This window comes from Sphingomonas rustica, from assembly GCF_039652585.1.
Lineage (GTDB): Bacteria > Pseudomonadota > Alphaproteobacteria > Sphingomonadales > Sphingomonadaceae > Sphingomonas > Sphingomonas rustica.
The window spans coordinates 240170-266787 of record NZ_JBDIZK010000002.1 but is presented as its reverse complement, the minus strand read 5'-3'; the positions used below and the strand labels follow the sequence as shown (position 1 = coordinate 266787).

Annotated in this window: 22 protein-coding genes; 6 read left to right on the top strand and 16 right to left on the bottom strand. The window is 66.9% G+C overall.

The window, feature by feature from the left end:
• Positions 1 to 122 precede the first annotated feature (122 nt).
• The 6 genes from TPR58_RS04170 to radA all read right to left on the bottom strand — a co-directional run bounded on the left by TPR58_RS04170 (position 123) and on the right by radA (position 5779).
• Positions 123 to 1889, bottom strand: coding sequence for a cation:proton antiporter domain-containing protein (locus tag TPR58_RS04170; protein WP_428835690.1), 1767 nt, complete (start codon positions 1887 to 1889; stop codon positions 123 to 125).
• 17 nt (positions 1890 to 1906) lie between these two features.
• The gene (locus tag TPR58_RS04165; RefSeq protein WP_346245357.1) at positions 1907 to 2344 is read right to left on the bottom strand and encodes an iron-sulfur cluster assembly scaffold protein; all 438 of its coding nucleotides are present in this window, start codon (positions 2342 to 2344) and stop codon (positions 1907 to 1909) included.
• A 144-nt stretch (positions 2345 to 2488) separates the two neighbouring features.
• A complete protein-coding gene (locus TPR58_RS04160; protein ID WP_346245356.1) occupies positions 2489 to 3187 on the bottom strand; it encodes a hypothetical protein in 699 nt (232 codons plus the stop codon).
• A gap of 136 nt (positions 3188 to 3323) precedes the next feature.
• Positions 3324 to 3782, bottom strand: coding sequence for a hypothetical protein (locus TPR58_RS04155; RefSeq protein WP_346245355.1), 459 nt, complete (start codon positions 3780 to 3782; stop codon positions 3324 to 3326).
• A gap of 2 nt (positions 3783 to 3784) precedes the next feature.
• Positions 3785 to 4345, bottom strand: coding sequence for a CvpA family protein (locus tag TPR58_RS04150; protein WP_346245354.1), 561 nt, complete (start codon positions 4343 to 4345; stop codon positions 3785 to 3787).
• A 57-nt stretch (positions 4346 to 4402) separates the two neighbouring features.
• Positions 4403 to 5779, bottom strand: coding sequence for a DNA repair protein RadA (gene radA / locus TPR58_RS04145; protein ID WP_346245353.1), 1377 nt, complete (start codon positions 5777 to 5779; stop codon positions 4403 to 4405).
• A 969-nt stretch (positions 5780 to 6748) separates the two neighbouring features.
• Here radA and TPR58_RS04140 point away from each other — a divergent pair.
• Entirely contained in the window at positions 6749 to 7894 is a 1146-nt protein-coding gene (locus tag TPR58_RS04140) for a glycosyltransferase family 4 protein (protein WP_346245352.1), read from the top strand.
• A 45-nt stretch (positions 7895 to 7939) separates the two neighbouring features.
• Here the strand turns inward: TPR58_RS04140 and TPR58_RS04135 are convergent, their stop codons facing one another.
• Entirely contained in the window at positions 7940 to 8974 is a 1035-nt protein-coding gene (locus TPR58_RS04135; protein ID WP_346245351.1) for a vWA domain-containing protein, read from the bottom strand.
• Positions 8975 to 9201: 227 nt separating this feature from the next.
• Positions 9202 to 9624: a RidA family protein gene (locus TPR58_RS04130; RefSeq protein WP_346245350.1), complete on the bottom strand. Its 423-nt coding sequence runs from the start codon at positions 9622 to 9624 to the stop codon at positions 9202 to 9204.
• Between the two features lie 82 nt (positions 9625 to 9706).
• Between TPR58_RS04130 and TPR58_RS04125 the strand changes: the two genes are divergently transcribed.
• Both TPR58_RS04125 and TPR58_RS04120 read left to right on the top strand, forming a co-directional pair.
• Positions 9707 to 10324: a TetR/AcrR family transcriptional regulator gene (locus TPR58_RS04125; protein ID WP_346245349.1), complete on the top strand. Its 618-nt coding sequence runs from the start codon at positions 9707 to 9709 to the stop codon at positions 10322 to 10324.
• A gap of 28 nt (positions 10325 to 10352) precedes the next feature.
• Positions 10353 to 10802 carry a hypothetical protein gene (locus TPR58_RS04120; RefSeq protein WP_346245348.1) on the top strand — a complete coding sequence of 150 codons (450 nt, stop codon included), beginning with the start codon at positions 10353 to 10355 and terminating at the stop codon, positions 10800 to 10802.
• A gap of 170 nt (positions 10803 to 10972) precedes the next feature.
• Here TPR58_RS04120 and TPR58_RS04115 read toward each other — a convergent pair whose 3' ends face one another.
• Complete coding sequence (locus tag TPR58_RS04115) at positions 10973 to 11452, bottom strand: VOC family protein (RefSeq protein ID WP_346245347.1); 480 nt, start codon at positions 11450 to 11452, stop codon at positions 10973 to 10975.
• Positions 11453 to 11533: 81 nt separating this feature from the next.
• Here TPR58_RS04115 and TPR58_RS04110 point away from each other — a divergent pair, with 81 nt between their 5' ends.
• On the top strand, positions 11534 to 12163 hold the full coding sequence (locus TPR58_RS04110) for a TetR/AcrR family transcriptional regulator (RefSeq protein ID WP_346245346.1): 630 nt from the start codon (positions 11534 to 11536) through the stop codon (positions 12161 to 12163).
• Positions 12164 to 12244: 81 nt separating this feature from the next.
• On the opposite strand, the gene TPR58_RS04105 is transcribed toward TPR58_RS04110, so the two are convergent.
• Positions 12245 to 13990: a DUF885 domain-containing protein gene (locus TPR58_RS04105; RefSeq protein WP_346245345.1), complete on the bottom strand. Its 1746-nt coding sequence runs from the start codon at positions 13988 to 13990 to the stop codon at positions 12245 to 12247.
• 71 nt (positions 13991 to 14061) lie between these two features.
• Between TPR58_RS04105 and TPR58_RS04100 the strand changes: the two genes are divergently transcribed.
• Positions 14062 to 14550, top strand: a complete 489-nt coding sequence (locus tag TPR58_RS04100) for a MarR family winged helix-turn-helix transcriptional regulator (protein ID WP_346245344.1) — start codon at positions 14062 to 14064, stop codon at positions 14548 to 14550.
• Between the two features lie 28 nt (positions 14551 to 14578).
• On the opposite strand, the gene TPR58_RS04095 is transcribed toward TPR58_RS04100, so the two are convergent.
• The 6 genes from TPR58_RS04095 to TPR58_RS04070 form a co-directional block, all read right to left on the bottom strand.
• Complete coding sequence (locus tag TPR58_RS04095; RefSeq protein ID WP_346245343.1) at positions 14579 to 15880, bottom strand: NAD(P)/FAD-dependent oxidoreductase; 1302 nt, start codon at positions 15878 to 15880, stop codon at positions 14579 to 14581.
• A 140-nt stretch (positions 15881 to 16020) separates the two neighbouring features.
• Positions 16021 to 16926 carry a bile acid:sodium symporter family protein gene (locus TPR58_RS04090; protein ID WP_346245342.1) on the bottom strand — a complete coding sequence of 302 codons (906 nt, stop codon included), beginning with the start codon at positions 16924 to 16926 and terminating at the stop codon, positions 16021 to 16023.
• Between the two features lie 12 nt (positions 16927 to 16938).
• Positions 16939 to 17418 carry a DUF3830 family protein gene (locus TPR58_RS04085; protein ID WP_346245341.1) on the bottom strand — a complete coding sequence of 160 codons (480 nt, stop codon included), beginning with the start codon at positions 17416 to 17418 and terminating at the stop codon, positions 16939 to 16941.
• Positions 17419 to 17431: 13 nt separating this feature from the next.
• Positions 17432 to 19090 carry a DUF885 family protein gene (locus TPR58_RS04080; protein ID WP_346245340.1) on the bottom strand — a complete coding sequence of 553 codons (1659 nt, stop codon included), beginning with the start codon at positions 19088 to 19090 and terminating at the stop codon, positions 17432 to 17434.
• 18 nt (positions 19091 to 19108) lie between these two features.
• Entirely contained in the window at positions 19109 to 21367 is a 2259-nt protein-coding gene (locus TPR58_RS04075; protein WP_346245339.1) for a S9 family peptidase, read from the bottom strand.
• A 101-nt stretch (positions 21368 to 21468) separates the two neighbouring features.
• Positions 21469 to 24225 (bottom strand): TonB-dependent receptor plug domain-containing protein, encoded by a 2757-nt coding sequence (locus TPR58_RS04070; RefSeq protein ID WP_346245338.1) that lies wholly within the window; start codon positions 24223 to 24225, stop codon positions 21469 to 21471.
• A gap of 556 nt (positions 24226 to 24781) precedes the next feature.
• Between TPR58_RS04070 and TPR58_RS04065 the strand changes: the two genes are divergently transcribed.
• Complete coding sequence (locus tag TPR58_RS04065) at positions 24782 to 26479, top strand: DUF885 family protein (RefSeq protein ID WP_346245337.1); 1698 nt, start codon at positions 24782 to 24784, stop codon at positions 26477 to 26479.
• Positions 26480 to 26618: the final 139 nt, after the last annotated feature.

Genomic DNA, 26618 nt, shown 5'->3' with positions numbered 1-26618 from the left:
GAGGGGTTTCGTTCGGGTGGGCGGGTGCGTTTCAGTTGCTTCGATCTGGCAGCGCCCGGGTCGATCGCGCGCGTCCTCTCTGCGTCTCCGCGTCTCTGCGCGAACCAGCCCAAGACCGCAGATCAGCCGGTCAACTCGAGGTCGTTATCCATCGCCACCGGCTTCGACTGTTGCGTCAGGATGGTGTCGCGGGCGGCGCGGATGTCGCCGGATTCGCGCTGGATGTCGAGGCGAGCCTTGTCGCGGCGGCGATACTCGGCCTCGCTGCGGTCGATCTCGGTCTGGTCGACGCCGACCGCCTCCATCGCGCGGCGGGCCATGAAGACGGCGCTTTCCAGCACCTCGCGCACGATGCCGGCGACGGGGGCGCCGTTCATCTTGATGACGCTGCGGCGGTCGAAGGCGCGCACCAGGATGCTGGCCTTGGGGAAGCTGTGGTGGATCATCTCGAGCGCCTCGGTATCGAGCGCGTCGCCGTCCTGGCAGAACAGGATCAGCTCGGCATCGGCGGCGCCGGCCTGGCGCAGCACGTCGAGGCGGGTGCCGTCGCCATAATAGACCTTGGCGCCGAAGCCGCCCGCGGTCTCGATCATCTCGACATCGGTGTCGATCAGGGTGACCGGGATGTTCTGCGCCAGCAGCATCTGCGCCACCGTCTGGCCGAAGCGGCCATAGCCGACGACGATCGCGTTGCTGCCGTCATGCTGCGGCGTATCGAGATGGTCGCCGGTCGGCTCGGGCTCGGCGCGCAGGCGCTTGGTCAGCATCATGAGGAACGGCGTGGTCGCCATCGACAGGGTGATGATCGCGCCGAAGACGCTGGCGGCCTGGTTCTCGACCAGAAGCGCCTGCTGCGCCTGGGCGAAGAGGACGAAGCCGAACTCGCCGCCCTGGCTGAGCAGGATGCCGAGCGCGAAGGCGGAGCGGGGCCTGGCGCCGAACAGCATCGCCAGCGCCATGATGACGCCGGTCTTCACCGCGATCAGCGCCAGCGCCATGCCGGCGACGAAGAACGGGCGGTCGGCGATCGCCTCGAGATTGAGCGTCATGCCGACCGCCAGGAAGAACAGGCCGAGCAGGATGGTACGGAACGGCTCGACATCGGCCTCGAGCTCGTGGCGATAGGGCGAGTCGGCCAGCATCACCCCGGCGATGAACGCGCCGAGCGCCGCCGACAGCCCCAGCGCCTCCATGATCGCGGCAGAGGCGATCACGGTGAACAGGCCGGCGAAGACGAACATCTCGCGCTCGCCCAGATTGCCGATCAGGCGGAACAGCGGGCGCAATATGTAGCGGCCGGCGAGGATCAGGCCGAGGATCGCGCCGAGCGTGTAGAGGCCGAGCAGCCAGCCGGGCGGGCCGTTCAGGTCGGCGGGGTTGCGGCTCATCGCCGCGACGATCGTGATCAGAGGGACGATCGAGAGGTCCTGGAACAGCAGGATCGCGAAGGCGCGCTCGCCAAAGGGGGTGCGCAGGCGGCCGGCCGACTGGAGCATCGGCAGGACCTGTGCGGTCGAGGACAGCGCCAGCGGCAGGCCGAGCGCGAGCGCCGCCGCCCACGAAAAGGGGGTGAAGGCGAGGACGACGCCGGTGACGGCAAGGCCGCACAGCACGACCTGGGCCAGGCCGAGCCCGAAGATGTCGCGGCGCATCCGCCACAGCCGCCCGGGGCTGAGCTCGAGCCCGACGAGGAACAGCAGGAGCGCGATGCCGAGCTCGGCGATGCCCATCTTGCTCTCGGCACCGGCGACGAGCCCCAGCACATGCGGCCCGACGATCGCGCCGGCGACGAGGAAGCCGAGCGTGGCGCCCAGGCCGAGGCGCCGGAACAGCAGGACGAAGACCAGCGCGAAGCCGAGCAGCGGCACCCCGTCGTGCAGCAGCGACATCCCCCCATGATCCTCCATCAGCCTGCCCTTTCGCGCGCGGCCTGGTCGGCCGCCTCGGCGATCGCCTCGAACGCCAGGCGGATCGAGGGATGGCGCGCGCGGTGCGGCAGCGCCGGTTCGAACAGGTGGAGGCCAGGCCAGTCGGGCGGGGTGTCGCGCTCACCCGCCAGCCACTCGGTGAGTTCATCGCGGACCGCCGCCAGCTCGGCCGGCGACTTGCCCGCCGCCTCGGCCGACATCAGCGCCGCCGAAGCCTGGCCGAGCGCACAGGCGCGCACCAGCAGCCCGATCGCAGCCACCCTGCCCGCTTCGTCCAGGTCGAGATCGACCGTCACCCGGCTGCCGCAGACCGGCGAGCGCTTCTCGACGCTGGCCATCGGCGCCTCGATCCGCGACTGATAGGGGATCGACGCCGCAAGGCGCAGGATCTCGGCATTGTAGAGCGGCGCGTTCATGTTCCGCCCGATGTAGGCGATGGCGCGCGCGAGGGGGAGATGGCGCGGGAAACTAAATTGGGCTTCTGGAGTCCGCCCCCTGGTTGACGGACGGAAGGTACCCGACAGTGTAGGCCATCGTCGCGGTCGCGCCGCCCAAATTGCCTAGCCCCCTTTCATCGACCAATCGACGCCAATCACCTCCGCAGAAGAGCGATTGTTTCGGGCCAGAACTAGCAATCGCCCCGACGATCCGTGCAGGTCCGGAAAAAAGGCAACGGACTTGAGGTCAGCAGAGGTCACGATAAGGGGAATGACGTCCTGCGCGGGTCCGCCATCGATGACCCTGAACGTGCCGACGAGCGATTTCCCCTGTCGCTTCCACAGCGCGACGTATCGGATCGCGCTATGCCCATCGAGCGCACGCCGTTGCGCTTCATCGGCCATGATGAGCCGCGCGCCGATCAGTTCGTGCGGCGACGCCACGACAGGACCCGAATATGAGTTCCTCAGTGCGGCGCCGCGCACCCGTTGCAAGGCGCCGTCACTCCCGTCCAGTTTGAAGCCGATGTCGTACGGGAAGTGCAGGACCCCTTTTGAATAGGCGACGGCCGCGCCAGCGCAGGGCCCAGTGATCGACGTAACGCTCCACAGTTTGAGCATGTCCGCCTGAGGACCTATGAACTGCAATGATCGCGCAGCGCCCTGGGTCGTCGCGTTCGCTGCGGTGATTTCAGCGAGCGCAATGCCATGTCGATCGCATCGCGGTGCCTCGGCTTCGAGCGCGTACACCGTAGCTTGGGGCTCGCCCAGCAACAGGGAACCACAGAGCGCGCCAATTACCCATAGCCTCATGATGGACATGATTTCCCATCGGGCGCGCAGGCGTCAATGTCGAAAAATGGCCGATCGAAGGTCACCACCAGTTGCGCCGAATCCCGGCACTGTGGCCCGGTGAAGGGTAGATTGGGCGCGATCACGTACTCCCTCGCCGCACAGGCTATTTATTGGATTCGGTCACCCAGACGGTTGCGTTGCCCTTGTCGTCGCGGGCGATGACCAGGGCGGAGGTGCGGGCGGCGTCGCGTTCGACTTCGTCGCCTTCGAAGCCGTCGGGGAACTTGTCCGGCCACCAGGCGAAGCCGGGGCCTTCGTTGCCGCCGCCGGATTCGGGCATCGGGTCATAGCCCTTGCGCGGGCGGGCGTGGAACCGGGCGGCGAAGCTGCGGGCGTCGGCGTCGGGGACGGTGAAGCGCAGCCAGTAGGTGCAGTCGACCGAGCATTCCTCATGATAATAGACGTCGCGCGCGCTGCCGGGCAGGCGTTCGCCGTCGAACAGGCGGATCTTCTCGAGCTCGGCGGTCGCCACCGGGTTGCGCGGCGACGAGGCGAGGCAGGTCCGGCACGCCTCGCCGCATCCGCCCAGGCCCAGAAGCGCGGCTATCAACAGAATTCGCAAACTCAATCCTCGCGGCTGGTATTTGTAGAGCGTTCGGAACCGTCCTCGCCGAACACCGGCTCGCCCTTGCGGCGGCGATCGACGAAATCCGCCACGAACGCGCTGGTTGCGTCGAGCAGCGGATAGGATTTGGAGTCGCGGATCCAGTCGGGCCGTCGCGACGGGCCGCCGCTGACGGTATCGACGACCAGCACGACGAGCAGGAAGGCGATGCTGACCAGCACCAGCCCCTTGAGCGCGCCGAAGCCGAAGCCCAGTGCGCGGTCGATCGGCCCCAGAAAACTCTGGCGCGTGCGCGACCCGACCAGATTGGCGACGATCCGTCCGCCGAAATAGGTGACGCCGGCCAGGATGGCGAACGACAGCACCGCCGCGCCCTGTGCGGTGCCGACGATACCGGCCAGGATCGCGGCCAGCGGGGTGTGGAGCAGCTTGATCGCCAGCACCAGCACCAGCCAGACGGCCAGCGCCAGGATCTCGGTCGTGAAGCCGCGGATGAAGCCGAGCACGGCCGCGCCGCCGATCACGATCAGCACGATGATGTCGAGTCCGGTCAGCGCCATGTCGAAAAGTCCTCCGGTCCGCACCTGCTCCGGTGCGGATGTACCCCGGGTGACTCGCTATCCGCGCCCGAGCAGATGGTCAACGAAGGCGCCGAGACTCTTGAACCCGGAGAGCCGCAATCCGGCGTGATCCTTCATCGATGCCGGCGCCAGCGCCTTTTCGAAGCCCAGCTTCGCCGCCTCGCGGCAGCGCAGATTGCCGTGCGCGACCGGGCGGATCTCGCCCGACAGCGCGATCTCGCCAAAGGTGACGCAGTCGCTGGCAATCGGCCGTTCGGTCAGTGCCGAGATCAGCGCGGCGGCGACCGCGAGATCGGCGGCGGGATCCTGGACGCGGTAGCCGCCGGCAATGTTGAGATAGACCTCGCAGGCCGAGAAGCTGAGCCCGCAGCGCGCCTCGAGCACCGCGAGGATCATCGACAGGCGCGCCGAATCCCAGCCGACCACCGCGCGCCGCGGCGTGGCGCCGCTGGCCAGCCGGACGGTGAGCGCCTGGACCTCGACCAGCACCGGGCGGGTGCCCTCCAGCGCGGGGAAGACGACCGTGCCCGTCACGCTCTCGTCGCGCGAGGTGAGGAACAGCGAGGACGGGTTGGCGACCTCGTTCAGCCCCTCCGCCTCCATCGAGAACACGCCGATCTCGTCGGTGCCGCCGAAGCGGTTCTTCACCGCGCGCAGGATGCGATATTGATGGCTGCGCTCCCCCTCGAACGCCAGCACGGTATCGACCATATGTTCGAGCACGCGCGGACCGGCCAGGCTGCCGTCCTTCGTCACATGGCCGACCAGCACGACGGCGGTGCCGCGTTCCTTGGCGAAGCGGATCAGTTCACCCGACGAGGCGCGGACCTGGCTGACGGTGCCGGGCGCGCCCTCGATCAGGTCCGAATGCATGGTCTGGATCGAATCGATGATCAGCAGCGCGGGCGCCGGCCCCTCGCCCAAAGTCGTCAGGATGTCGCGCACCGAGGTGGCCGAGGCGAGCAGCACCGGCGCCGAGCCCAGCCCCAGCCGGCGTGCGCGCAGCCGGACCTGATCGGCCGCCTCCTCGCCCGAGACATAGGCGACCTTGAGCCCGCGCATCGCGATCCGTGCCGCGGCCTGGAGCAGCAGGGTCGACTTGCCGATGCCGGGATCGCCGCCGATCAGCGTCGCCGACGCCTCGACGAAGCCGCCGCCCAGCGCGCGATCGAGCTCGGCAATGCCCGACTGCATCCGTTCGGGCAGCGCGACGTCGCTGTCGAGCCCGGACATCAGGATGGTGCGGCCGCCGCCCTGGAGATTGTGCTTGGCCTGGAACGGGGTGGACGCGGCGACGGCGACGGCATCCTCGACCAGCGTGTTCCATTCCCCGCAATCGGCACATTGCCCCGCCCATTGCGAGGTGACCGACCCGCAGGCCTGACAGACATATCGTTTGCGCAGCTTCGCCATGGCCGGGAGGTAGCGCAGGTGGAACAGGAAGGGAACATCAAAAGCTGCCGGTGTGGAGCCGGCGTGGTCGCCTCTTTCGCGGCGGGCGAGGTTCGGACGGTTGCCCGGTAAGGGCCCCCAGTATCGAGGCGCTGGGAACGCCGTAAGGGGTGCGCCTTGCCCTTCTCGTCATGCCGGCCGGAGTGCCGGCATCCACCGGGCGGCACATCCCGGAGTGGGGTTATAGCGCGACGATTGAGTCCACCGATGCAGATCGCCGGGTCCATCGCAATCGGGCTGGAATGCGACCTTCGTAGCTTTGTGTTCTCGTGCAAGTTTCAGCTTGGCCAGCATGGGCGCGCGGAAGAGAATGCTCGCATACAGACGCCAAGGCACAAAGCAGGGTGCGTTGCCTGAACTTCAGCGCCTTCCACTGCGCTCTTCGTGCCTTCGTGTCTTCGTGTCTTCGTGTGATTCTCAGCCCAGGTACTGCGCGCGACCCGGTAAAAAAAGGTGCTCACACGAAGCCACGAAGGCACGAAGCAACCTGGCGGAACTGAAGACGGGTTCGTAGTCGAGCCAGGGGACGTCGTGGCTGCCTCCAGTCCGGGATGGAGGATGGGTGGCCCCCGGCATTTCATCCGGGGTGACGGGTGTTTCGGGCGGTCGGCACCCCTTCTCGTCATGCCGGCCGGAGTGCCGGCATCCACCAGGCGGCACATCCCGGAGTGGCGCTCTGGTGAACCGGTTGCGTGCAGCAGCATGGATCGCAGGCGCTGCCGCGATCGGGATGGAAGGCGACCCTTCGGGCCTCCTGCCTTCGTGCGAGCAATCTTCCGCCGGATCGAAACGCGAGCTGCGCCTCGCATCAGTCCGGGAACTCTCCTTGTTTCAGTAGCATGCCACCCGCCCGGCCCCGCCGGGCGGACGATTTGCCCAAGGCCCGCAAACTCGACACCCTGCCCGCCGGGCGCTATGCGCGCGGGCCAGATGAAGAACGATGAACTCCGGGTCGCGCTGTTCAGCGGGAACTATAATTATGTCCGCGACGGCGCCAATCAGGCGCTGAACCTGCTGGTCGGCTATCTGCTGTCTCAGGGAGTGAAGGTGCGCGTCTATTCGCCGACCATCGACAATCCCCCGTTCGAGCCGACCGGCGACCTGGTGAGCGTGCCGTCGCTGCCGATGCCGGGCGGGCGCAGCGAATATCATCTGGCCACGGGCATCAGGAAGGTGCTGCCCGACCTGGAGGCGTTCAACCCGAACCTGGTCCATGTGTCGGCGCCCGACATTCTTGGACACCGGGCGATCACCTGGGCGCGCAAGCGCCGCCTGCCTTCGGTCGCGTCGCTGCACACGCGGTTCGAGACCTATCCGCAATATTACGGCATCGGCTTCCTGACACCGCTGATGATCCGGGCGCTGACGCGGTTCTACAACCGGCCCGACACGGTCCTGACCACCGGGCCGATGATGACCGAGCTGCTGCGCAGCTGGGGCGTGACGACGCCGGTCAGCATCTGGTCGCGCGGAATCAATCACAAGCGGTTCAACCCCGGCATGCGCAGCCTGGAGTGGCGCCGGTCGCTGGGCATCGCCGACGACGAGGTGGCGATCGGCTTTCTCGGCCGGCTGGTGCTGGAAAAGGGACTCGGCGTGTTCGCCGACGTCGTCAGGCGGCTGGAGGCGCGCGGGGTGAAGCATCGCGTGCTGGTGATCGGCGAAGGCCCGGCGCGCGACTGGTTCGCCGAGCGCGTGCCCGATGCGGTATTCACCGGGTTCCAGTCGGGCCAGGATCTGGGCCGCGCGGTCGCGTCGATGGACGTGTTCTTCAACCCATCGATCACCGAAAGCTTCGGCAATGTCACGCTGGAGGCGATGGCATCGGGCGTGGCGGTGGTCGCCGCCTATGCCACCGGCCCGGTCGGGATCGTCGAGCCGGGCGTCAGCGGATTGCTGTGCGATCCCAACGACCTCGATTCCTATGCCGATGCGCTGGAGAAGTTCGCGACCGACCATGACTATCGCAAGGCGACCGGCGCGGCCGGGCACCGGCGCGGGCTGGATTACCAGTGGGACCGGATCAACCAGGCGGCGCTGGACGGCTATCACGATACGATCGCGCGCAAGGGGTGACGGGCCGCCCGGTCGGCCGGCCGGACCGATCGTGCCCGATCACGGTCATCTTGCTGCAGCGTCGGCCTTCTCCATCCGCTCGCGTGCAGCCGCCGCGCTGTCCAGCGACGCCCGCGAGAACGCCTGGCTGCGTTGAAGCAATGCGCGGTGGCGCTCCTGCTGAAGTCTCAATGCTTCGCCGGCGCGGGGATAGGGCATCCCGCGCTTGTCCCGGTCCGCAATGTCGTCGCTCATGCGCCGGCTTTCGCTCGCGACGATATCGCTGACGCAGAGCGAAGCGCGGGTCGAGGCTGCGGAAGCCTTCAGGCTGTTTCGACTGGCGGAGTTGCTGAGGCTGGCCATGTTGCGCGCAGTTCGGTTGGCTTCGCGCACCTGCGCCATCGTGCGATCATAGTCCGCCTGGTTCGCGACGTTGACGAAGCTGCCGCCGCCGGCGTCCGCCACCGCCTTCAATGCTGCCGCTTCGCCGGACGGCAGGCCGAAGCCGATGACGTTGACGATGGCGCGGCTCTTGCCCGTGTTGATCCGGCGCGCGACGGCGACGGGATCGCCGCCACAGGTTTCTTCGCCATCGGAGACGACATAGATGATCTGCTCCCCCGCGACCGACGAGGCCTGAAGCAGCGCCTCCGCGCGTTCGAGCGCCAGCGCGAGCGGGGTCCAGCCGACCGCCTTCAATTTGCCTACGCCGTCGACCAACCGCGCGCGATCGGTCGACATCGGCGCGAGCATGTCGACGCCGGCGCAGGACCGCGCCTTGCCCGCCTCGCTGTTGCTGCCCTGCTGGCCGAAGACGAGCAGCGAGGTCTGGACAGTGTCAGGCAGCCCGTCGACGAACGCCAGAGCGGCGCGGCGGGCCAGGTCGAGCTTGGTCTGCCCGCCGAGCCGCCCGGCCATCGATCCGGAACCGTCGACCGCGACGACCACGCGGACCGGCGCGGCGCGAGAGCCGGACGGAGCGCCCTTGGCCTCCAGGACCGGCTGTTCCATCTGCTCGCTCCTGAAGCACGCCTCGACGTCTTCGGTGATGAAGCTGGTGACATAGGCGCGCGGGTCGACGCCCGTGACCGCCGTTTTCACGCCGGAGCCATTCTGTTCGGTTCCGCCGCCGCAGCCCGCCAGAACGAGGGCGGTCAGGACGGCAGCGTGCCTGAAGAGCATCGGCGACAGGATCGCACCTCTCCATCTTACCAGCGAAGCTGGTTCAGCGGCGAGTGGCCACGAAAGTTCCATCGGATCGGTGTCCGGAGACCTGTGCCTCCCGGCTTTTCCCGGGTCTCGGGCGAAGCCGGGAGCCCCGGGCACGGTCAGTCTCGGCTTTCCTGCGTCTCGCCCGCCCCCGCCGAAATCCGCGCGATCGCCTTGATCTCGAAATCATAGCCGAAGAGCCAGGTCACGCCGACGGCGGTCCAGTTCGGATAGGGCGGCGCGCCGATTTCCTCGTCGCGGATCGCCATGATGGTCTCGAATTGCTTCTCCGGATCGGTGTGGAAGGTCGTGACGTCGACGACATCGTCGAAGCTGCACCCCGCGGCGGCGAGCACTGCCTTCAGGTTCGCGAAGGCGCGGCGGACCTGGGCGGCGAACTCCGGCTCAGGCGTGCCGTCGTCGCGGCTGCCGACCTGGCCGGAGATGAACAGCAGGTCACCCGAGCGGATCGCGGCGGAATAGCGGTTCTGGTCGTACAGCGCCTGGCGGCCCGGCGGGAAAATCGCATCGCGTGCTGACATGAAGTGTCCTTTCGATTTGCAAGCGGTCGTCGCGGCATTACATACGCCGCGTATGTCGACCATATCGAAACATACGCCGCGTATGTCAACCGCACGGGCGAGTGGCGGTGGCGGAGAAACGAGGACGGCCGGCGCCGCCGCCAATCGCGCTCGCCTGATCACCGCCGCGCGCGCCGCGTTCGCCGAGCAGGGCTATGTCGCCGCATCCATGGACGAATTGACCGCTTCGGTCGGGCTGACGCGCGGCGCGCTCTATCATGGCTTTGGCGACAAGAAGGGCCTGCTGGCGGCGGTGATCGACCAGATCGACGGCGAGATGTCCGCGAAGCTGGCGCGTGCGCGGGAGGCGGCGCCCGATCCCTGGGCGGGACTGATCGAGGAAGGCGTCGCCTATATCCGCATGGCACTCGACCCCGAGGTGCAACGGATCATGCTGCTCGACGGGCCGGCGGTGCTGGGCGATCCATCGACCTGGCCGGGGGAGCAGGCGTGCCTGGACCTCACGATCCAGAGCCTGGCGCGGTTGCGCGACGACGGCGTGATCCGGCCGGTCGACATCGAGGCGGCGGCGCGGCTGTTCAACGGCGCGGCGCTGAACGCCGCCCTGTGGGTCGCGGCGGCGCAGGATCCTGGCGCGGTGCTGCACCGGGCAATCGAGGCGTTCCGGACGCTGGCCGAGGGGCTGCTGGTGTCGCGATGAGCGGCGGGATACGCAAGCGGGGCGCTGGATGATCGCGACTCCTTCGCCGATCGCGTTCTCAATCGACCGCGACACCGGCGGCTTCAGGTTCGACGGCGCCCTCGTGATCGAACCCGGCGCGTGCAGCATCGAGGTCGAGCCGCGCGTCCAGGCGTTGATCATGCGCGCGCGCGACCATGGGAATGGCTATCGCTGGCTGGACCTTGCCGGGCTGAGCTTCGGCGGGCGTCCCGCCTGGCTGTCGCTCGGGTTTCATGACGGGGCACTGGTACGGGCCAGCTGGAATGTCCGCCTGGACGAGGTGGAACTCCAGGACGGCTGGCCGACGCGCGAGGCGATCGACGCCGAGATCGCCTTTGTCCGCCGCATTCTGACGGAGGAAATGGGCATCGTCCCGGGTGCGCAGCCATGGGGCGAAGTCTGGAGCCACTTCGATGCCAAGGGGTTTCTGGCGGCGAACGGGATTCGCTACCGTTAGCTGAGCCGACTGAGATCGGGCGCGCTCCGGGGTTGCAACCCTTGTCCCGTTCGCCGACCGCGCCTGCACCTGCTCGCGCCCCCTCGGGACGGCGAGGGCCCGCGCATCGATCCGGCAGCGTCGCCGGACGAACTGGGTAGAGGATAGCCCCCATGTCGAAGACCCTTCGTCTAGGCTTGGGAGCCGTCGGGCACGATCGGTCGGTCGACTTCGAATACATTGCCCCATGGATCGGAGAAGACGGCGAAGCGCCGATTGCAGGCCTCGAAATCCATCGGTTCGGACAGGATGGTCACCCCGCGTGCCTTGAGCATCCTGACGGTCTCGTCCACGTCATCCACGCGAAAGCCCACATGGTGAAATCCATGCAGCGACAAACTGTCGTTCAGATCCGCATAGCGCGGCTTGGGCTTGGCGCCAGGACCACCCATGAGCTCGAGACGAACACGATTGTCGGTGGCGGGCGACAAATATCCGAACGTGATGCCGCCTTCATAGGGCCAGCTATGCACCAACCGAAAGTCCAGTGTGTCGGAATACCACCGCACACCCGCGCTGAAATCAGGCACTCGGACGGCGACGTGATTGAGCCACCAGGACGCGAAGGGGCTGGATCCATTCTCATAGTCCGGAGCGGCGGGCATCGGCATCTTGACCTCCATTATGTCTCTCGGAAACCCTGTCGTGCCTTGATCGTATGTAGAATCGACAAGCATTGGAATTCGCGTTTCATGAGCTTCCTTTCCAAGCCCGCAATCGTCCGGAAACTGCCGGTTCAAGCCCGCTCGATGGCGACGATCGCGGTGCTGCACACCGCAGTGATTCACGTTTTGACGAGGGAGGGACTCGGCCACTGCACCACCACCCGCATCGCGCGGCGCGCGGGCGTGTCCGTGGGTACGATCTATCAATATTATCCCAATCGCGACGTGCTGCTCGCCGCCGTGCTGGAACGGCACCTGGATGCGTTCTCGGCTTCGGTGATCGGCGCATGCAAGGAGGCTGCGGGCAAGCCGATTGCCGAGATGACCAGGCATCTGGTGGAGGTGCTGCTGCGCCTCAAAATGAGCGATCCGCAGGAAGCGGCCGTGCTCTACGCGGTCGCGGCAGAGAAGACCGGGAAAAACATCGCACTGACGATCCACAACATGATGCTCCCGGCGATCGCCGAGACGCTGCGATCGGCGCCGGACGCCCAATTCGAGCATTTGAGCGTGACCGCCGAGGTGTTCCTCAGCATCTTCCTGGGGCTGCCGCGAACCATGCTCGAAGGCTATGGTTCAGCCGAATTCACGGCGTGCCTGTCGACGCAACTGGAGACGGCGTTGCTGGCCTATCTGAATGCAGTCTCGACCAAATAGCGGCAGATCATTTTCCTCTGCCCAGATCCCGCTGCGCGAAGCTGTCCGGCTTCAGGAGCAATCCAAGCCTCTGCGATGCCCCTATCGCCGCGCCTTGATCCATGCGTCTACCTTCTCTTCCAGCATCGTCATCGGCAGCTGGCCCTGCATCAGGATCAGGTCGTGGAAGGCGCGGATGTCGAAGCGGTCGCCGAGCGCGGTTTCGGCGCGGCGGCGCAGGTCGATGATCTTCAGTTCGCCGACCTTGTAGGCGACGGCGCCGCCGGGGGCGCCGATGTAGCGGGCGAGTTCGGTGTCGATGTTGATGTCGGCCAGTGCGGTATTCTCGGTGAAGCAAGCGCGGGCCTGGTCGTAGGTCCAGCCAAGGACATGGATGCCAGTGTCGACGACCATGCGGCAGGCGCGCCACATCTCGGTCGAGAGGCTGCCGAACTTCTCATAGGGGTCGCGGTACACGCCCATCTCGTGGCCCAGCCGTTCCGCATAGAGCGCCCAGCCTTCGCGGAAGGCGAGCAGGTCGCGGTGGCGGCGGAAGGCGGGGAGCTCGGGATGTTCCTGGGCGATGGCGGCATGGGTGTGATGGCCCGGCGCCGCCTCGTGCAGCGCCAGCGCGGTCACTTCGTAAAGCGGGCGCTGGTCGAGGTGCGAGGTGTTGACGATGAAGCGGCCGGGGAAGCCGCGCGAATAGTCGCCGCCGCCCGATCGCGCGGTGGTATAGCCTTCCTCCAGGTCGCGCGGCACCGGCTCGACGGTGAAGGGCTGGCGCGGCAGCACGCCGAACCAGCGCGGCAGCACGCCGTCGATCCGCTTGGCGGCGGCGCTGTATTTCTCGATCAATTCCTCGCGGCTGCGCGCGTAGAAGCGCGGATCGGTGCGCAGGAAGGCCAACCATTCGGCGAAGCTGCCCTTGAAGCCGCTCTCGGCGATGACCCGGTCCATCTCGCCGCGGATGCGCTTCACCTCGGACAGGCCGAGCGCGTGGATCTGCTCGGCGGTCAGGTCGGTGGTGGTGTAATAGCGCAGCAGGAAATCATAATAGGCCCGCCCATTCGGGATCGCCGAGATGCCGAGCGCCTTGCGTGCCTTTGCGCGGTACGGTCCGTCGATATAGGCGAGCGCGGCGCGCTGCGCCGGGCGGATCTCGCGCTCGATCACCGCGCTTGCCTCGGCGATCAGCGCCGGGCGGCCCTTGAGCGGTTCGAGCAGCGGGTCCTCGGCCACCGGCCGGGCGATCTGGTTGCGCAGCACCGCGGCGGCAACGTCGACCACCCTGCCCGGCTGGGTCCAGCCGGTGGCGATGCCGCGCTGGAGATTGGCGCGCTGCCGGTCGAAATAGGCGGGCACGCCGCGCAGCCGCGCGATCCAGGCGCGGCCATCGGCGTCGCTGCGCACCTCGACCCCGCGCGCGGTATAATAGGGCGTATTGTAGAAGCCTTCATGCGCGACGAAGGCGAAGCGGCGTTCGTCGAAGTCGATCCCTTCGACCCGCCATTCGATGATCCGACGCAGGAAGTCACGATTGACCCGCGCTTCGCCGGCGGCAAGCGTATCGCCCGGCAGCGCCTTCAGCGCGGCGTCGATGCGCAGGAGTTCGGCCCTGCGCGCCGCCATCCCGGCCGGGGTCTCGTCCGGCCAGCCCTGGCGCGACAGCGACGGATCGGACCGTCCTGCCTCCATCGGGAAGTCTTCGGTGAATCGTTCGTAGCGCGCGATCTGCGCGTCGAGATCGGACGCGGCGGGCACCGACTGCGCCATGATCAGCATCGCACCCAGAGGCAGCAGGAGAATCGTGGCGACGCGGCGGCGCGCCGTGGCGGATCGGATCATGGCTGGACTCCGGAAAGCAACGGATGGGGCAATCGACAGCCGTCGAGGCTCGTGCGAAAGCGAGATGCAGGATGAGGAAGGGATCGGACATGGACGCGTTTCGCTCGGGCAATCCCGGCACCCCCGACTTCCGGGTGAAGCGCTATCCCTTCTATCTGCTCAATCGGCTGGTCAGCCGGTACAATCTGATCATCGAGGGCCGGCTGCGAACCATGGGGCTCGATATCCCCAGCTGGCGCGTGCTGATGATCCTGGGCGAGCGGTCGCCCCGCCCGGCGCGCGAGATCGCCGAGGCGGCGGTAATCAACCTGTCGACGCTGACCCGCATTCTCCAGCGCATGACCGCACTGGAGCTGGTGACCACCGCCCCCAGCCCCGAGGACGGGCGGGTGACGCTGGTCGAGTTGACCCGCGAGGGGGAAGAGGGCCTGCGCGATGCGCGGCTGATCGCGTCGCCGGTCTATGAGCATGTCACGCGCGGCCTGTCGCCCGAGGAGTTCGAGCAACTGATCTCGCTGCTCGACCGGCTGCACGACAATCTCGAGCCGCTGGTACCCTGATCGTCCTGCGGGTGCCGGCCGGTCATCGTCAGTTCGACAGATAGGCCATCGACATCAGCATCTTCGGCAGCAGCGAGGCGCCGCCGTGGAGCCGGATCGGATGCGGCGCGCGCGGCTGGACCGACAGGGCATCGCGATTGTTGGCCGCGATCGCGGCCGCGACCTCGATCCCGAGCTGGGTGTTGATGCCGATGCCGCGACCGTTGCAGGCCTGGATCGCCAGCGCGCCGTCGCCCAGATCGTAGAGTTCGGGGAGGAAGGACGGGTTCACCCAGGCCAGCCCCTCCCAGATATAGTCGATCTGCGGCTGGGGCATTGCCGCGAAATGCTGCGCCAGGCGCCGCTTCGCCTCGCGCACATGCGCCTTTGCGCCGCGCACCATGAACGACACCGGGAATGCCGAAACCAGATGGCCATGGGCATCGAGCCTGGCGGTGAACAGATAGGGCATCTTGTCGGTGAAGGCGCCGCCCTCCGGCAGGATCGACCGCCGCTGATCGGGATCGAGCGGCGCGCTGGCGAACTGGACGACATGCAGCGGCAGCGCGGTGCGGCGCATCGCCGGATGCAGGGTCGCATTGGCGCCATTGGCGGCCAGGACCACCCGGCGGGCCGAGACGGTGCCGCCGGGCGTACGGGCGACCCAGCGATCGCCGACCCGGTCGAGCGTTTCCACCGGACTTTGCGCGAACAGCCGGGCGCCCGCGGCAAGCGCGGCACCGGCGATGCCGCGGACATAGGCGAGCGGGTTGATGCTGCCGCCCTCGCCGAAGCGCAGCGCCCCGCAATAGCGCTCGACCCCGAAGCGGCGACGCGCCTCGGCCCCTTCGACGAACGAAACGTCGAAGCCGCGCGCGCTCCACTGGGCGGCATAGCTGCGCTGGTTCTGCGACAGACTCTCGCTGTGCGCGGGGGTGAAGAAGCCGTCCTGCCGCGCTTCGCAGGCGATCCCGTGGCGCTCGATGAGGTCGAACACCGCCCGGGCGGAATTGCCGATCATGCGGCTGAGCCGCTCGCCGCGCTCGCGACCCAGCACCGAGCCGATCGTCTCGGGCGTGTGGCGGATATAGTCGGGGGCCACCAGCCCGCCGCTCCACCCCGTGGCGCGGTCGCCGGGCTGCCCCGCCTCGAGCAGCACCGTATCGACCCCGGCCTCGGCCAGGTGCAGCGCGGTCGTCATGCCGGCGATGCCGCCGCCGATGACGAGGACATCGGCCTCGACGTCGGCCGCCAGCGTCGGAAGCTGCGGGCCGGCCGGCGCCGTCGCTACCCAGAGCGGGGTCGTGGCGGGCCCGTCGCCGTCGCGGCGCGGGATGGGCTGATGCCGCATCACCACACGCTCACGTGCGGAAGGCGGGGGATCGGCGCGGGAAACGACGGCGTTCCCGCGACGTCCTCGGGTCGGGACAATCTCATGTGCGTACGAACTTTCTCATTCACCCGGGCGTCCGGGCGCCAATTCCACAGGTCTCAGGCGGCGGCCGGCACGGCGGCGCCCCCGCCCCCGCGTTCGGTCCGGCGGGCGATGGTGACGAACAGCAGCACGAAGCAGAGCGCGACCGGCGTGTTCATGATCATCGGCAGCGACATCTCGTTATTGCCGACGATGCTGACCGCGATGAAGATCGCGGTCCCCTCCTGTCGCATCAGATGCTCGATCCCGATCGCGATATTCTCGCGCCGGGTGAAGCCGGCGAAGCGGACGATCGTCATGACGACGCAGACCATGATCAGGTTCAGCGCCACGGTGATCCAGAACAGCGCGCCCAGATTCTCGCGCAGCACCGGCACCTGATCGAACAGGATCACGCCGAAGGCGCTGAACAGCACGATCGTGGCGATGTTCTTGAGATATTTCTTGAACGCCAGCGCGAAGCCAGGGCGCAGCGCGCGGATGGTGAAGCCGACCGCGGCGGGCAGCACGGTGATCGAGAAGATGTCCCAGAAGAAGGACGCCAGCGGCACCTTCACGTCCGCCTCCAGCCCCATGAAGTGGAGCAAGGCGAAATGCGCGTAGAAGGGGATGACCAGGATGTAGATCATGCTGAGGAGCAGGGTCATCGACATCGACAGCGCCAGATCGCCCTTCGCCATGTCGGTGAACAGGTTGGACAGCATGCCCCCCGGCGTCGTCGCCAGCAGGACGAAGCCGACCGCAAGCGCCGGCGTCGGCGCGACGGTCAGCGCCAGGGTGATGCCGATCAGCGGCGGCACGATCAGCATCGAGCAGACGCCGAAGATCAGCGCACGCTTGTTGCGGAACACCTGACGGAAATCATCGGCGGTCAGCGACAGGCCCATCGAGGCCATGATCGCGACCAGCGATCCGGGAAGCACCCAGTTGCCCAGGAAGGACATCAGGTCGGCATAGGTCATATCCGTGTCCCCTCAGGCCGGTTCGACGGTGATGGTGCAGGCGCCGTTGCGACGGATCGTGCGGCAGTCGGCGACCGCCTTCGCCAGATCCTCGTCGACGATGCGGGCGCAGACATTGGCCTGGATCCAGCCGAACGGCATCAGCAGGCGCCCGCCGCCGGCATAGAAGATTCCGATGTCGTAGAAGGGGCCGGGCGGCAGCCCCTTGGTGCTGCCTGCCGCCAGATAGGCGAGCACGATGTCGCCCGTGTCGGGATAGGAGGTCGCGTTCTCGAACGGGATCGCCGGCTGGTCCATCCCCTGGGGCAGCGCCGCCGACGGCATCGGCACCGAGATTTCGGGCCCGGTCCAGATCGCATGCGCCGCCTCGAACGCGGCGCCCCGCGAGGCGAGGTCGCGCAGGAAGTCGCACGATTGCGGCGCGGCATCCTGAAGCAGCCGGCAGCGGACGGACAGTCCCGACCTCGGCTCGGTAAAGCGAACCAGTTCCATCGACGCCATCCCCCTACTTGCCCGTCGCCATCGACAGATATTCTTCTTTCTGGAGCGCGATCGGCACATTGCCGTTCTGCCAGAGATAATCGTGGAAGCGCAGCAGATCGAAATCCTTGCCCTGGCGCACCCGCGCCTCGGCGAGGAATTCGAGCGTCTGCATCTTGCCGATCTGATAGCTGATCGCCTGGCCCGGGGCGGCGGCGAAGAACACCGCTTCCTCCTCCGCCGTGGCGCGGTCCATCGGGACCATCGATTCGAGATAGTCCGCGGCCTGTGCAATGGTGAACTCGCCCAGCGCCAGCCGGACATCGACCTCGACCCGCAGCGCGCGCAGCCGGCCGAAATTATAGATCATCTCGCGCGTCTTGGGCGCGTCGGCCCACAGCCCGGCCTGGAGCATCATCTCCTCGGCATAATAGCCGGTGCCTTCGTTCGCCCCGCTGTCATAATAGTGGCGGCGCAGCACATTGGGATGCTTCCACCCCAGCGTCAGCTGGAAGAAATGCCCCGGCACGCCTTCATGGACGATGATCGGGCGCGGATCGCGGGTGATCGACAGGTTGAAATAGCCGAGCTTCGGCGACGGCTCGGGCAGATAGACGGTCGCATTCTGTCCCACCCGCGCCTGGCTGGTGAGATCGAAAGTGCGGCCCAGCCAGCCGATCGGCGCAAGATAGGCGGGGAACGCCTGCGCATTATAATGGCCGGCCCAGTCGGGCACGGTCAGAAGGCGATGCTCCTTCAGGAACTGGCGGACCTTCAGCTCCTCGGCATCGAGGCGTGCGGTGACCGCGCCGATCGAGGCGCCGATCGGCAGTTCGGCCACGCCCTGGTTGCGGTTGCGCTCCAGCGTCTCGAACGCGACCGCGCGCGCCCATTCCTGCCGCCCCATGACCAGAAGTTCCTCTGGGGTATAGGGGTAGAGCGCGACCTGGCCGAGGAAGAAGCGATAGCCGTCGCGGCCGACCGCCGTCGCCTCGGGCAGGCCGGCACGGCGCGACTTCAGGAACTCGGCATAGGCGGTGAAGGCGGTGACGGCCCGGTCGACCGACGCCTTGAGCCGGCGGCGCTGGCCGGCATCGGCGAAGGGATCGAGCCCCGCCGCCATGCCGCGCAGGCTGGCCGGCACGTCGGCGACCTGATGCAGCGCGACGTCCACGAAAGGTCCGCGCATGTCGGTCAGGTTGGTTCGCCCGGCGACCAGGATCGCGGGGGCGTTGTCGAGCAGGCGGATGACGTCCTCGACCCGGTCGCGCTGGACCGGCGGCGGGGGCAGCAGCACCTCGAAGATCGGGTTGAGCGCCTGGGCGACGTAGAAATGCGGCTGGCGGCGCCAGGCGGCGACGTGATCGAGTTCCCAGCGGACGCGCGCGAGCGCCGAGCCCACGAGGCGATAATCGACCTTCTCGGTCACCGTCCGGGGGGCGGCGGCAAGCGCCTTCCACCGCGTCTCGAACGCGGCCAGCCGCGTTTCCTGCGTGCGGACCGCGGCGGGCGACCAGTCGGGCGTCCAGCCTTTCGGGCGGACGATGCGGGGGATGTCGTCGCTGGTCGCCGGCTGGGTCGCGGCGCGCCATGCCCAGAAGTCGGCGCCCAGCGCCTGCACCTCGGGCTGCGCCTGCGCCGCATGCGCCGCCAGCATCGCCCCGCATCCCATGAGTGCCGCCATGCCCCGCCGCATCATCGATCAGTCCCGGTTCTTGACGTTGCGGTCGAAGAAGTCCGCCATCTTCCTGAAGGCGAAGCGCGCCTGGGGCAGCGTATCGCTTGCCCAGGCGTGGTTGGCGCCGGGCAGCGTCACCAGCTCGAACATCTGCTCGCGCTGAATCATCCCCTCGATCAGCGCCATCGTGTCCGAATAGAGCACGACGGGATCGCGGGTGCCGTGGATGATCATCAGCGGATCCTTGATCCCCTTGGCCTGGAACAGTGCCGACTGATCCTCATAGCGCTTGGGCATGTCGGGACCGGTGGGCGGGCCCATGATCCACATCTGGCCCGGATAGGCGTGCCACACATTGGTGGCGGGGGCGCCGGCGATGCCCGCAGCATAGACGCCCGGCTTCTTCGACAGCGACATGATCGTCATCAGGCCGCCATAGCTGGAGCCCCAGATGCCGACCCGCTTCGGATCGACATAGCCCTTCGACACCAGGAAGCGGACGCCGCTTTCCAGGTCGTTGATGTCGGTCTCGCCATAGCTGTGATACTGGGTCTGGTTGTGATCGCGCCCCTGCCCCCAGGAGCCGCGGACGTTGACGTTGAGGACGATATAGCCCTGCGCGACGAAATACTGGTCGAGGCCCCAGGTCGGGTGGGCGCGACGGCCGCCCCACTGGTTGCGCACCGCATCGGAATAGACCGAGCCGACGATCAGCGGATAGCGTTTCGACGGGTCGTAATTGGCCGGCAGGCTGACCCGGCCGAGCAGATTGACGCCGTCAACATGGCTCGGGAATTCGAAATAGCCGATATTCGCCCAGGTCTGGGTATAGAAGTCGGGCTGGGGCGACTTGGTCACCTGGACGGGCTTCGCCGCGGGCTTCGCGGTGTCGACCAGATAGAGTTCGGGCGGCGTGGTGTCGTTGCTGTACCAGTCGGCGATCCGGCGGAAGTCGGGCGAATAGACCGGCTCGTGCGTGCCGGGCGCCGGACCGCTGATCTGCTGGATCGTCCCGCCCGCCACCGGAACGCGGTAGAGCTGGCGATCGGACAGATAGGATTTGTTGGCGACGAAATAGAGCTGGCGCTTCGCACGATCGACCTCGAAAGACGCGATCTCCCATTTGCCGCTGGTGATCTGGCGCGGCGTCTCGCCTGCCTTTTTCTGGTGATAGAGCTGCAGCCAGCCGTCGCGGTCGGTCAGGATGATCAGGCCGTCGTCGCCGGGCGCCCAGGCGACCTGCCAGTCGGGCCGCAGATGCTTGGGTTCGCGCAGCTGGTAGAAGGTCTCCCGCGTGCCGGTGGCGACGTCGTAGAGATAGATGCTGTGCTCCTTGGCCTCCATGTCGGAGCCGCTGACGAACAGCCGCTTGCCGTCGCCGGACAGGCCGTAGCTCCAGACATGATGCTTCGCATCCGGACGCTCGAACATGCGGGTGTTGCCCGAGGCGAGATCGACCACGCCGACCGTCGCCTTGGTCGTCTCGTCGCCCGGGAAGGCGCGGATCACGCGATTATTCTGCAGGCCGCCCTTGGCATAATAGAAGATGTCGCGTTCGGGCATGGCGCGGTCGTCGGCCTGCTGGAAGGCGATCGCCTTGCCGTCGTCGGACCAGTGGAAATCGTCGATATAGCGTTTCGGATCGTCGTCGCCGACGGTGCGGCGGGCCAGATTGCCCTCGCCGGCCGACGCATCGCGGACCCACAGGATGCCGCCCAGCGTCACGCGGTTGCGCGCATCGACCTGGGTGCCGGAGACGAAGGCCAGCTTCGATCCATCGGGCGACACGGCGAGCTTGCGGATCGCCTGCTTGTCCCCTTCGACCTTGATCACGCGGCCATCGGCCTCGCGGATGTGGAGCGCGCCGTTCAGCGTGAAGGCGACCCGGCCCCTGTCGAGGAACACCGCCTGGGCGACGCCCTTCTGCTCGGCCTCGGGCTTGGCATCGCGGCCGAGGAAGGTCAGGCGGGTCTTCTTGCCGGTGCGGACCGAATAGGACCAGATATCGCGAAAGGCATAGCCCTCCTCGTTCCACAGGAACAGGACGGTACCCCCGTCGCGCGACCAGCTATAGCCCTCCGGCGGGATGCCGACGAGGCTGCGATAGCGATAGAGTTCGTCGATCGAGAGCGACGTGCCGGGCACCTGGGCGGTACCCTGAGCCGGGGCGTGCGACTGGGCCGCCGGCTGCGCCTGGGCCAGCGCGATGCCCGGAAGCGAGAGCGAGGCGATCAGCAGCAACGCTGCGGCGGAACGCCCGGAGGCACGGAATCTCGACATCATCACCTCGACTGTTTTTCTGACCGACCGCCCTGCCCTCGACGGACATCGGGCGATCGATACCGGCGGCGACGCGACCCTGTCGCCGCCGGTATCATTCCATCTCAGAACTTCTTGCGGAAGCCGATCGTGAACCGGCGACCGATCGCGTCGTAGGTTTCACGCTCGTAGAGCTGGAAGGGCGGATTGTGATCGAGCATGTTGTCGATCGTACCGAACAGGGTGAACCCGCCCTCGAAATTATAGTTCGCGCTCAGGTCGAAATAGCTCATGTCGCCGGTCTCCGGCACCGCCAGCAGCGGAGCCGCAGCGCCCGATGCCTTTGCCGCCGCGATGCGACCGTCGCGGGCCGAACCGATGAAGCGATGGCGCAGCGAGAGCTGGAAGCCGCCATTTTCCCAGGTGATGCGCTGGGTCAGGCGCCAGTGCGGGTTGGCGCTGCCGCAGGTGCCGCCACCGATATAGCCGGCGCAGTCGACCTCGGCCACGACCGGGCTGGGCTTGGTCGTGTTCTTCAGCAGATAGGTGCCCGCCAGGAAGTAGCTGAGGCTGCCCATCGACCCGATGCTGTGGCGATAGTCGAGGCGGTAGTCGATGCCCGACGCCTTGATGCTGGCGATGTTGGCGTTGAGCAGCGGCACGTCGAACAGCTGGCCGTCGGGCGTGCGGTTGCCCAGCACCGCGCAGAACGGGTTGCTGGTCGACAGGTTGGCGCGGCAGGCCGTGATGGTCGGCTGGAGCCCGCCGCCAAACACCGCGATCGCACCGTCGATGGTGATGTTGTAATAGTCGACGGTAACCTGCAGGTTCGGGATCATGGTCGGGCGAAGCACGGCGCCGACCGACCAGGTGTCCGAGGTTTCCTCCTGCAGGTTCGGATTGCCGCCGGTGATCGAGCGGATCTGGGTATTCTCCTGCTGGAACACGTCGATCAGCGAGGCGGGCACGCCCAGCGAGGTGACGCAGAAGGCGCGCTCCGCCGCGGTGCGGGACGAGGTGGCGTTGCAGAAGTCGGTCGCCAGCGTGGCGTTGTTGGTCGCGCCCGAGAACAGCTCGACCACGTTCGGTGCACGCACCGCCCGCTGGTACAGGCCGCGGAACTTCAGGCCACGGAACGGCGTGTACTCGCCGCCCGCCTTGTACGACACGACCGAGCCGGCGGTCGAATAGTCGGAGAAGCGGACGCCGCCCTCGAACGCCAGCAGCTCGATGCCGGGCATGCCGCCCAGGATCGGGACGTAGAGCTCGCCATAGGCTTCCTTGACGTCGAACCCGCCCGCGGTGGGCTGGAGGCCCGCCGAGCGCGACAGCGCCTTGCCCTGGACATAGAGCTGGTCGGGATCGAAGCGCGAGCTTTCCTCGCGATATTCGGCGCCCACCGAGATGCCGACATCGCCGGCCGGCAGCGTGAACAGCGTGCCGGTGATGCTGGCGCCGACCTGCTTCTGCTTCAGCACGGTGATGTTGGTCAGCTCGGTCGAGATATAGTCGATCATCGGCTGGGTCAGCGAGTTCAGCCCGAACGGGTTGATCGTGACGCAGCGCGGATCGGCGACCAGGCAGTCATAGGGATCGGCCGGGTTGGTGCGGAAGCTGTTGGCGAAATTGTCGATCAGCACGCCGCCGCCCTGGCGGTCGGTGATGGTGACGTCGCCCTGGTTGTAATAGGCTTCCCACTTCAGTCGGCTCGACAGGTCGCCGCGCAGGCCGACGACGAAGCGCGAGAATTCGCGGGTCTGGTCGCTGGTGCGCGACCCGAAGTCGAGCAGGCGGCGGTTGATGTTGAGCGTGACGAGATTGTCGCCGTCCGCATCCAGGTTCGTGCTGAGGAACGACCGCAGCGACGGCGCGAGATAGGGATTGCGCAGGTCTAGCTGGAAGCCGGGGATGAAGCCCGAGCTGCTCATCGGCACCGCGCCCAGCACCGAGTTGATCTCGTTGCGGACATAGGAACCTTCGAAGAAGGCGGTGACGCCGCCGGTCAGCTCGTAATGGGCGTTCACCGAGCCCTGCCAGCGCTTCATCGGCATCTGGAGGTTGGTGAAGGGACGGTCGTTGAAGCCGTCGCTGGTGCGATAGGCGCGCCAACCCTCGGGCGCGAAGAAGATGCCGGCGGTGCCGATCGTGTTGCCGAACTGATCCTTCTCGCCGACCAGTGCCGGCGCGAAGATCGTGCCCTGCGGCGTGACGCCGTTGCCACCCGGGACCAGGACGCCCTGGCCGTTCTGGACCGCGTCGACATAGAAGAGGCTGGCATGATCGCGGGCAGCACCGGTGACCTGCTTGCGGTCATAATAGCTGCCGTGGAACACGATGTTACCGCGGCCATCGGCGAAATTGCCGCCGACGGTCAGGTCGATATTGTAGCGCTGCGCATCGCCGCGATCGCTGAGGCCGTAGGAGGCACCAAGTTCGAGGCCCTCGAAATCGTCCTTCATCACGAAGTTGACGACGCCGGCCATCGCGTCCGAGCCGTACACCGCGGACGCGCCACCGGTGACGACCTCGACCCGCTTCACCAGCGAGGGCGGGATCATGTTGAGATCGACCACGCCGTCCTGGCTGGCGCCGACGATACGGCGGCCGTTCTGCAGCACCAGCGTGCGCACGGTGCCCAGGTTGCGCAGGTTGACGGTGGCGGATCCGTTGCCGTTGTTCGACTGCGCGCCGGCGCCCGACACCGCCTGGGGCAGCGCGTTCAGCAGCTGGTCGGTCTCGTTCGTGGCGGTGAGACGAATCTCTTCCTCGCCGATGACGTTGACCGGGCTGTTCGACACGACGTCGGGGCGCGGAATGCGCGAGCCCGTCACGACGATCGATTCGGATTCCTCTGCCACGACCGGCTCTTCGGTCTGTGCCATCGCCGTACCCATTACGAGCATGGATGCGAGCAGTGCAGAACCGCTCCTCAACCCCGCCCGCATCACTGCAACCCGCTTCTTGGACATGTTCGTCTCCCCGATTGATACGCTCGCCTGCAGCCTCGTTCCGCCTCAGACGTCGATCGCGCCCTCTTTCCGTGAACAAGTGCGTGATTTTGAGCATATTAAAAACAGCTGGTCAATTCGGCCTGACGAAAAAATGTGAAAAGTGTCGCTTTCAGGTAACAAAGCTGTCCCAACCGAGCCGGTCGCGCACGATTTTTCTCGACGCCTGGATCGCCCGCCCCTCTTACGCTCGCCATAATGAGTAGCGAACTCGCGGCGGACCGATCGAAATATCGCTTTGTTTCCAACGCCAAACCCGCCGATGATCCGCCCTGGCGCCAGTTCGACATTGCGAGATCGAACCGATTCGGTGTGGCTTGACCAACGCCAAATCTCAACGCATCGTGTTACAAATCACATGTTGTTGGTTTTATCTAGAAACCGAAGCGGCGGGACCTCATCCATGCCGCGGGGAACCGGGAGGGTCGACATGCGCAAAACGACAAGCTTGATGATCGCGACGCTGATGACGGGCTGCGCGATGCTCGCACCGGCGGCGATCGCGCCGGCGGCGGCACAGCAGGCAACCACGCCGGTCGCGGGCCCGCCCGACGGTCAGGGCAGCTATGCCGATCTGACCACGCTGTTCCTCGCCTTCGACGACTGGCGCAGTCCCAAGGCGGTGAACGGCGTCGTCGACTACAGCCCCGCGACGGTCGAGAAGCGCCGCGCCGAGCTGCGCGACTTCCAGGCGAAGCTGCCCGGTTTCTCGGTCGCGCGCTGGGACCGGCACCAGCAGGTCGACTATCTCGCGGTCCGCGCGCAGATGGACCTGCAGGACTTCACGCTGAACATCCTCAAGCCCTGGGCCCGCGACCCCGGCATGTATGTCGACGAGCTTCAGAAGCTCGCTTATGCCGAGCTGCCGCTGAAGGGCGAGGCGCTGACCGCCTATCGCGGCCGGTTGAAGGCGATCCCCGCCTATCTGGACCAGGCGCGGATCAACCTCGATTCGGTCGCGTCGGATTATGCCGACCTCGCGATCCACAGCCTGTCCAACGGCGACGGCGTCGGCCACGGCATGCCCTATCGCGCGGTCGAGCCCGAGGGCCTGATCGGCTGGTTTGCCGACCTGCGCGGCCGGGCGGAGAAACAGCAGCCCGCGCTGGTCGGCGATATCAAGGCGGCCGAGAAGGCGATCCTGGCCTATCGCGACTGGCTGGTGGCGCAGCGTCCGTCGATGACCGCGCGCGCCGGCGTCGGCAAGCCGGCCTATGACTGGTTCCTGACCAATGTCCGGCTGATGCCCTACACCTCCGACCAGATCGTGACGCTGGGCGAACGCGAGCTCGAGCGGTTCTGGGCCAACTACACCACCGAACGCCATCGCAACCGCAAGCTGCCCGAACTCGAGTTGCCCAAGTCGGGCGAGGAATATGAGGCGCAGCTGGCCGGCACCGATGCCAAGATCCGCAAATGGCTGAAGGACGAGGAGATCATCACGATCCCCGACTATATCCCCGGCACCTATCAGGAGGTCGGCTTCAACGCCCCGTGGATCGTCCGTCCGACCGGACCGATGTTCTGGGAGCAGATCCAGTTCCGCGACGCGTCACCCGATCATCTCCACGCCACCTTCCCCGGCCACCGCTTCGACGGAATGACCGGCAAGCGGGTGACGCATCCGATCCGCAGCCGGATCAGCGACAGCGGCCGTACCGAAGGCTGGGGCTTCTATCTGGAAGAGGCGGCGCTCCAGCTCGGCCTGTTCGACGACCGTCCGCGCACCCGCGAGCTGATCTACATCTTCGGCCTGTTCCGTTCGGCGCGGACGATCGGCGACGTGAAGATGCAGCGCAACGAGATGACCGTCGGCGAGACGATGACCTTCTGGAAGAAGTGGACGCCCTATCTCGACGACAATGTCGCACGGGTCGATGCCGGCATCTATATCCGTCGCCCGCCGGGCTATGGCATGACCTATACGATCGGCAGCATGCAGTTGCAGAAGCTGATGGTCGATCGCCGCCGCCAGCTGGGCGACGCCTTCTCGATCAAGGACTATCACGATTACCTGATGAACACCGGCCGCCTGCCGGTGTCGCTGCTGCGCTATGACCTTACCGGCTATGACGATGAGGTGAAGGCGTTCTGGAAGCACGTGCCGCTGTCCGCCGTCCAGCGCTGACCCCGAGGTTCGTTGCCGGCGGCGGCTCGTGAGGATGCCCCTTCGCGCCGCCGCCGGCAGCGGCATCTGCCCCATCCGGCCTTGCACCCGCGGACCGTTCGACTACAAGTGTAGTCGACAGCGTTTTATGGTGGGAGGA

What these genes read in the sequence shown, in the direction of transcription:
- TPR58_RS04075 (WP_346245339.1), bottom strand. Translation starts at nt 21,367, where the DNA reads ATGATGTCGAGATTCCGTGCCTCCGGGCGTTCCGCCGCAGCGTTGCTG.
- TPR58_RS04065 (WP_346245337.1), top strand. Translation starts at nt 24,782, where the DNA reads ATGCGCAAAACGACAAGCTTGATGATCGCGACGCTGATGACGGGCTGC.
- TPR58_RS04160 (WP_346245356.1), bottom strand. Translation starts at nt 3,187, where the DNA reads ATGTCCATCATGAGGCTATGGGTAATTGGCGCGCTCTGTGGTTCCCTG.
- TPR58_RS04070 (WP_346245338.1), bottom strand. Translation starts at nt 24,225, where the DNA reads ATGGCACAGACCGAAGAGCCGGTCGTGGCAGAGGAATCCGAATCGATC.
- TPR58_RS04080 (WP_346245340.1), bottom strand. Translation starts at nt 19,090, where the DNA reads ATGGCGGCACTCATGGGATGCGGGGCGATGCTGGCGGCGCATGCGGCG.
- TPR58_RS04150 (WP_346245354.1), bottom strand. Translation starts at nt 4,345, where the DNA reads ATGGCGCTGACCGGACTCGACATCATCGTGCTGATCGTGATCGGCGGC.
- TPR58_RS04165 (WP_346245357.1), bottom strand. Translation starts at nt 2,344, where the DNA reads ATGAACGCGCCGCTCTACAATGCCGAGATCCTGCGCCTTGCGGCGTCG.
- TPR58_RS04095 (WP_346245343.1), bottom strand. Translation starts at nt 15,880, where the DNA reads ATGCGGCATCAGCCCATCCCGCGCCGCGACGGCGACGGGCCCGCCACG.
- TPR58_RS04115 (WP_346245347.1), bottom strand. Translation starts at nt 11,452, where the DNA reads ATGCCGATGCCCGCCGCTCCGGACTATGAGAATGGATCCAGCCCCTTC.
- TPR58_RS04100 (WP_346245344.1), top strand. Translation starts at nt 14,062, where the DNA reads ATGAGGAAGGGATCGGACATGGACGCGTTTCGCTCGGGCAATCCCGGC.
- TPR58_RS04110 (WP_346245346.1), top strand. Translation starts at nt 11,534, where the DNA reads ATGAGCTTCCTTTCCAAGCCCGCAATCGTCCGGAAACTGCCGGTTCAA.
- TPR58_RS04090 (WP_346245342.1), bottom strand. Translation starts at nt 16,926, where the DNA reads ATGACCTATGCCGACCTGATGTCCTTCCTGGGCAACTGGGTGCTTCCC.
- TPR58_RS04085 (WP_346245341.1), bottom strand. Translation starts at nt 17,418, where the DNA reads ATGGAACTGGTTCGCTTTACCGAGCCGAGGTCGGGACTGTCCGTCCGC.
- TPR58_RS04125 (WP_346245349.1), top strand. Translation starts at nt 9,707, where the DNA reads ATGTCAACCGCACGGGCGAGTGGCGGTGGCGGAGAAACGAGGACGGCC.
- TPR58_RS04105 (WP_346245345.1), bottom strand. Translation starts at nt 13,990, where the DNA reads ATGATCCGATCCGCCACGGCGCGCCGCCGCGTCGCCACGATTCTCCTG.
- radA (WP_346245353.1), bottom strand. Translation starts at nt 5,779, where the DNA reads ATGGCGAAGCTGCGCAAACGATATGTCTGTCAGGCCTGCGGGTCGGTC.
- TPR58_RS04120 (WP_346245348.1), top strand. Translation starts at nt 10,353, where the DNA reads ATGATCGCGACTCCTTCGCCGATCGCGTTCTCAATCGACCGCGACACC.
- TPR58_RS04140 (WP_346245352.1), top strand. Translation starts at nt 6,749, where the DNA reads ATGAAGAACGATGAACTCCGGGTCGCGCTGTTCAGCGGGAACTATAAT.
- TPR58_RS04130 (WP_346245350.1), bottom strand. Translation starts at nt 9,624, where the DNA reads ATGTCAGCACGCGATGCGATTTTCCCGCCGGGCCGCCAGGCGCTGTAC.
- TPR58_RS04170 (WP_428835690.1), bottom strand. Translation starts at nt 1,889, where the DNA reads ATGTCGCTGCTGCACGACGGGGTGCCGCTGCTCGGCTTCGCGCTGGTC.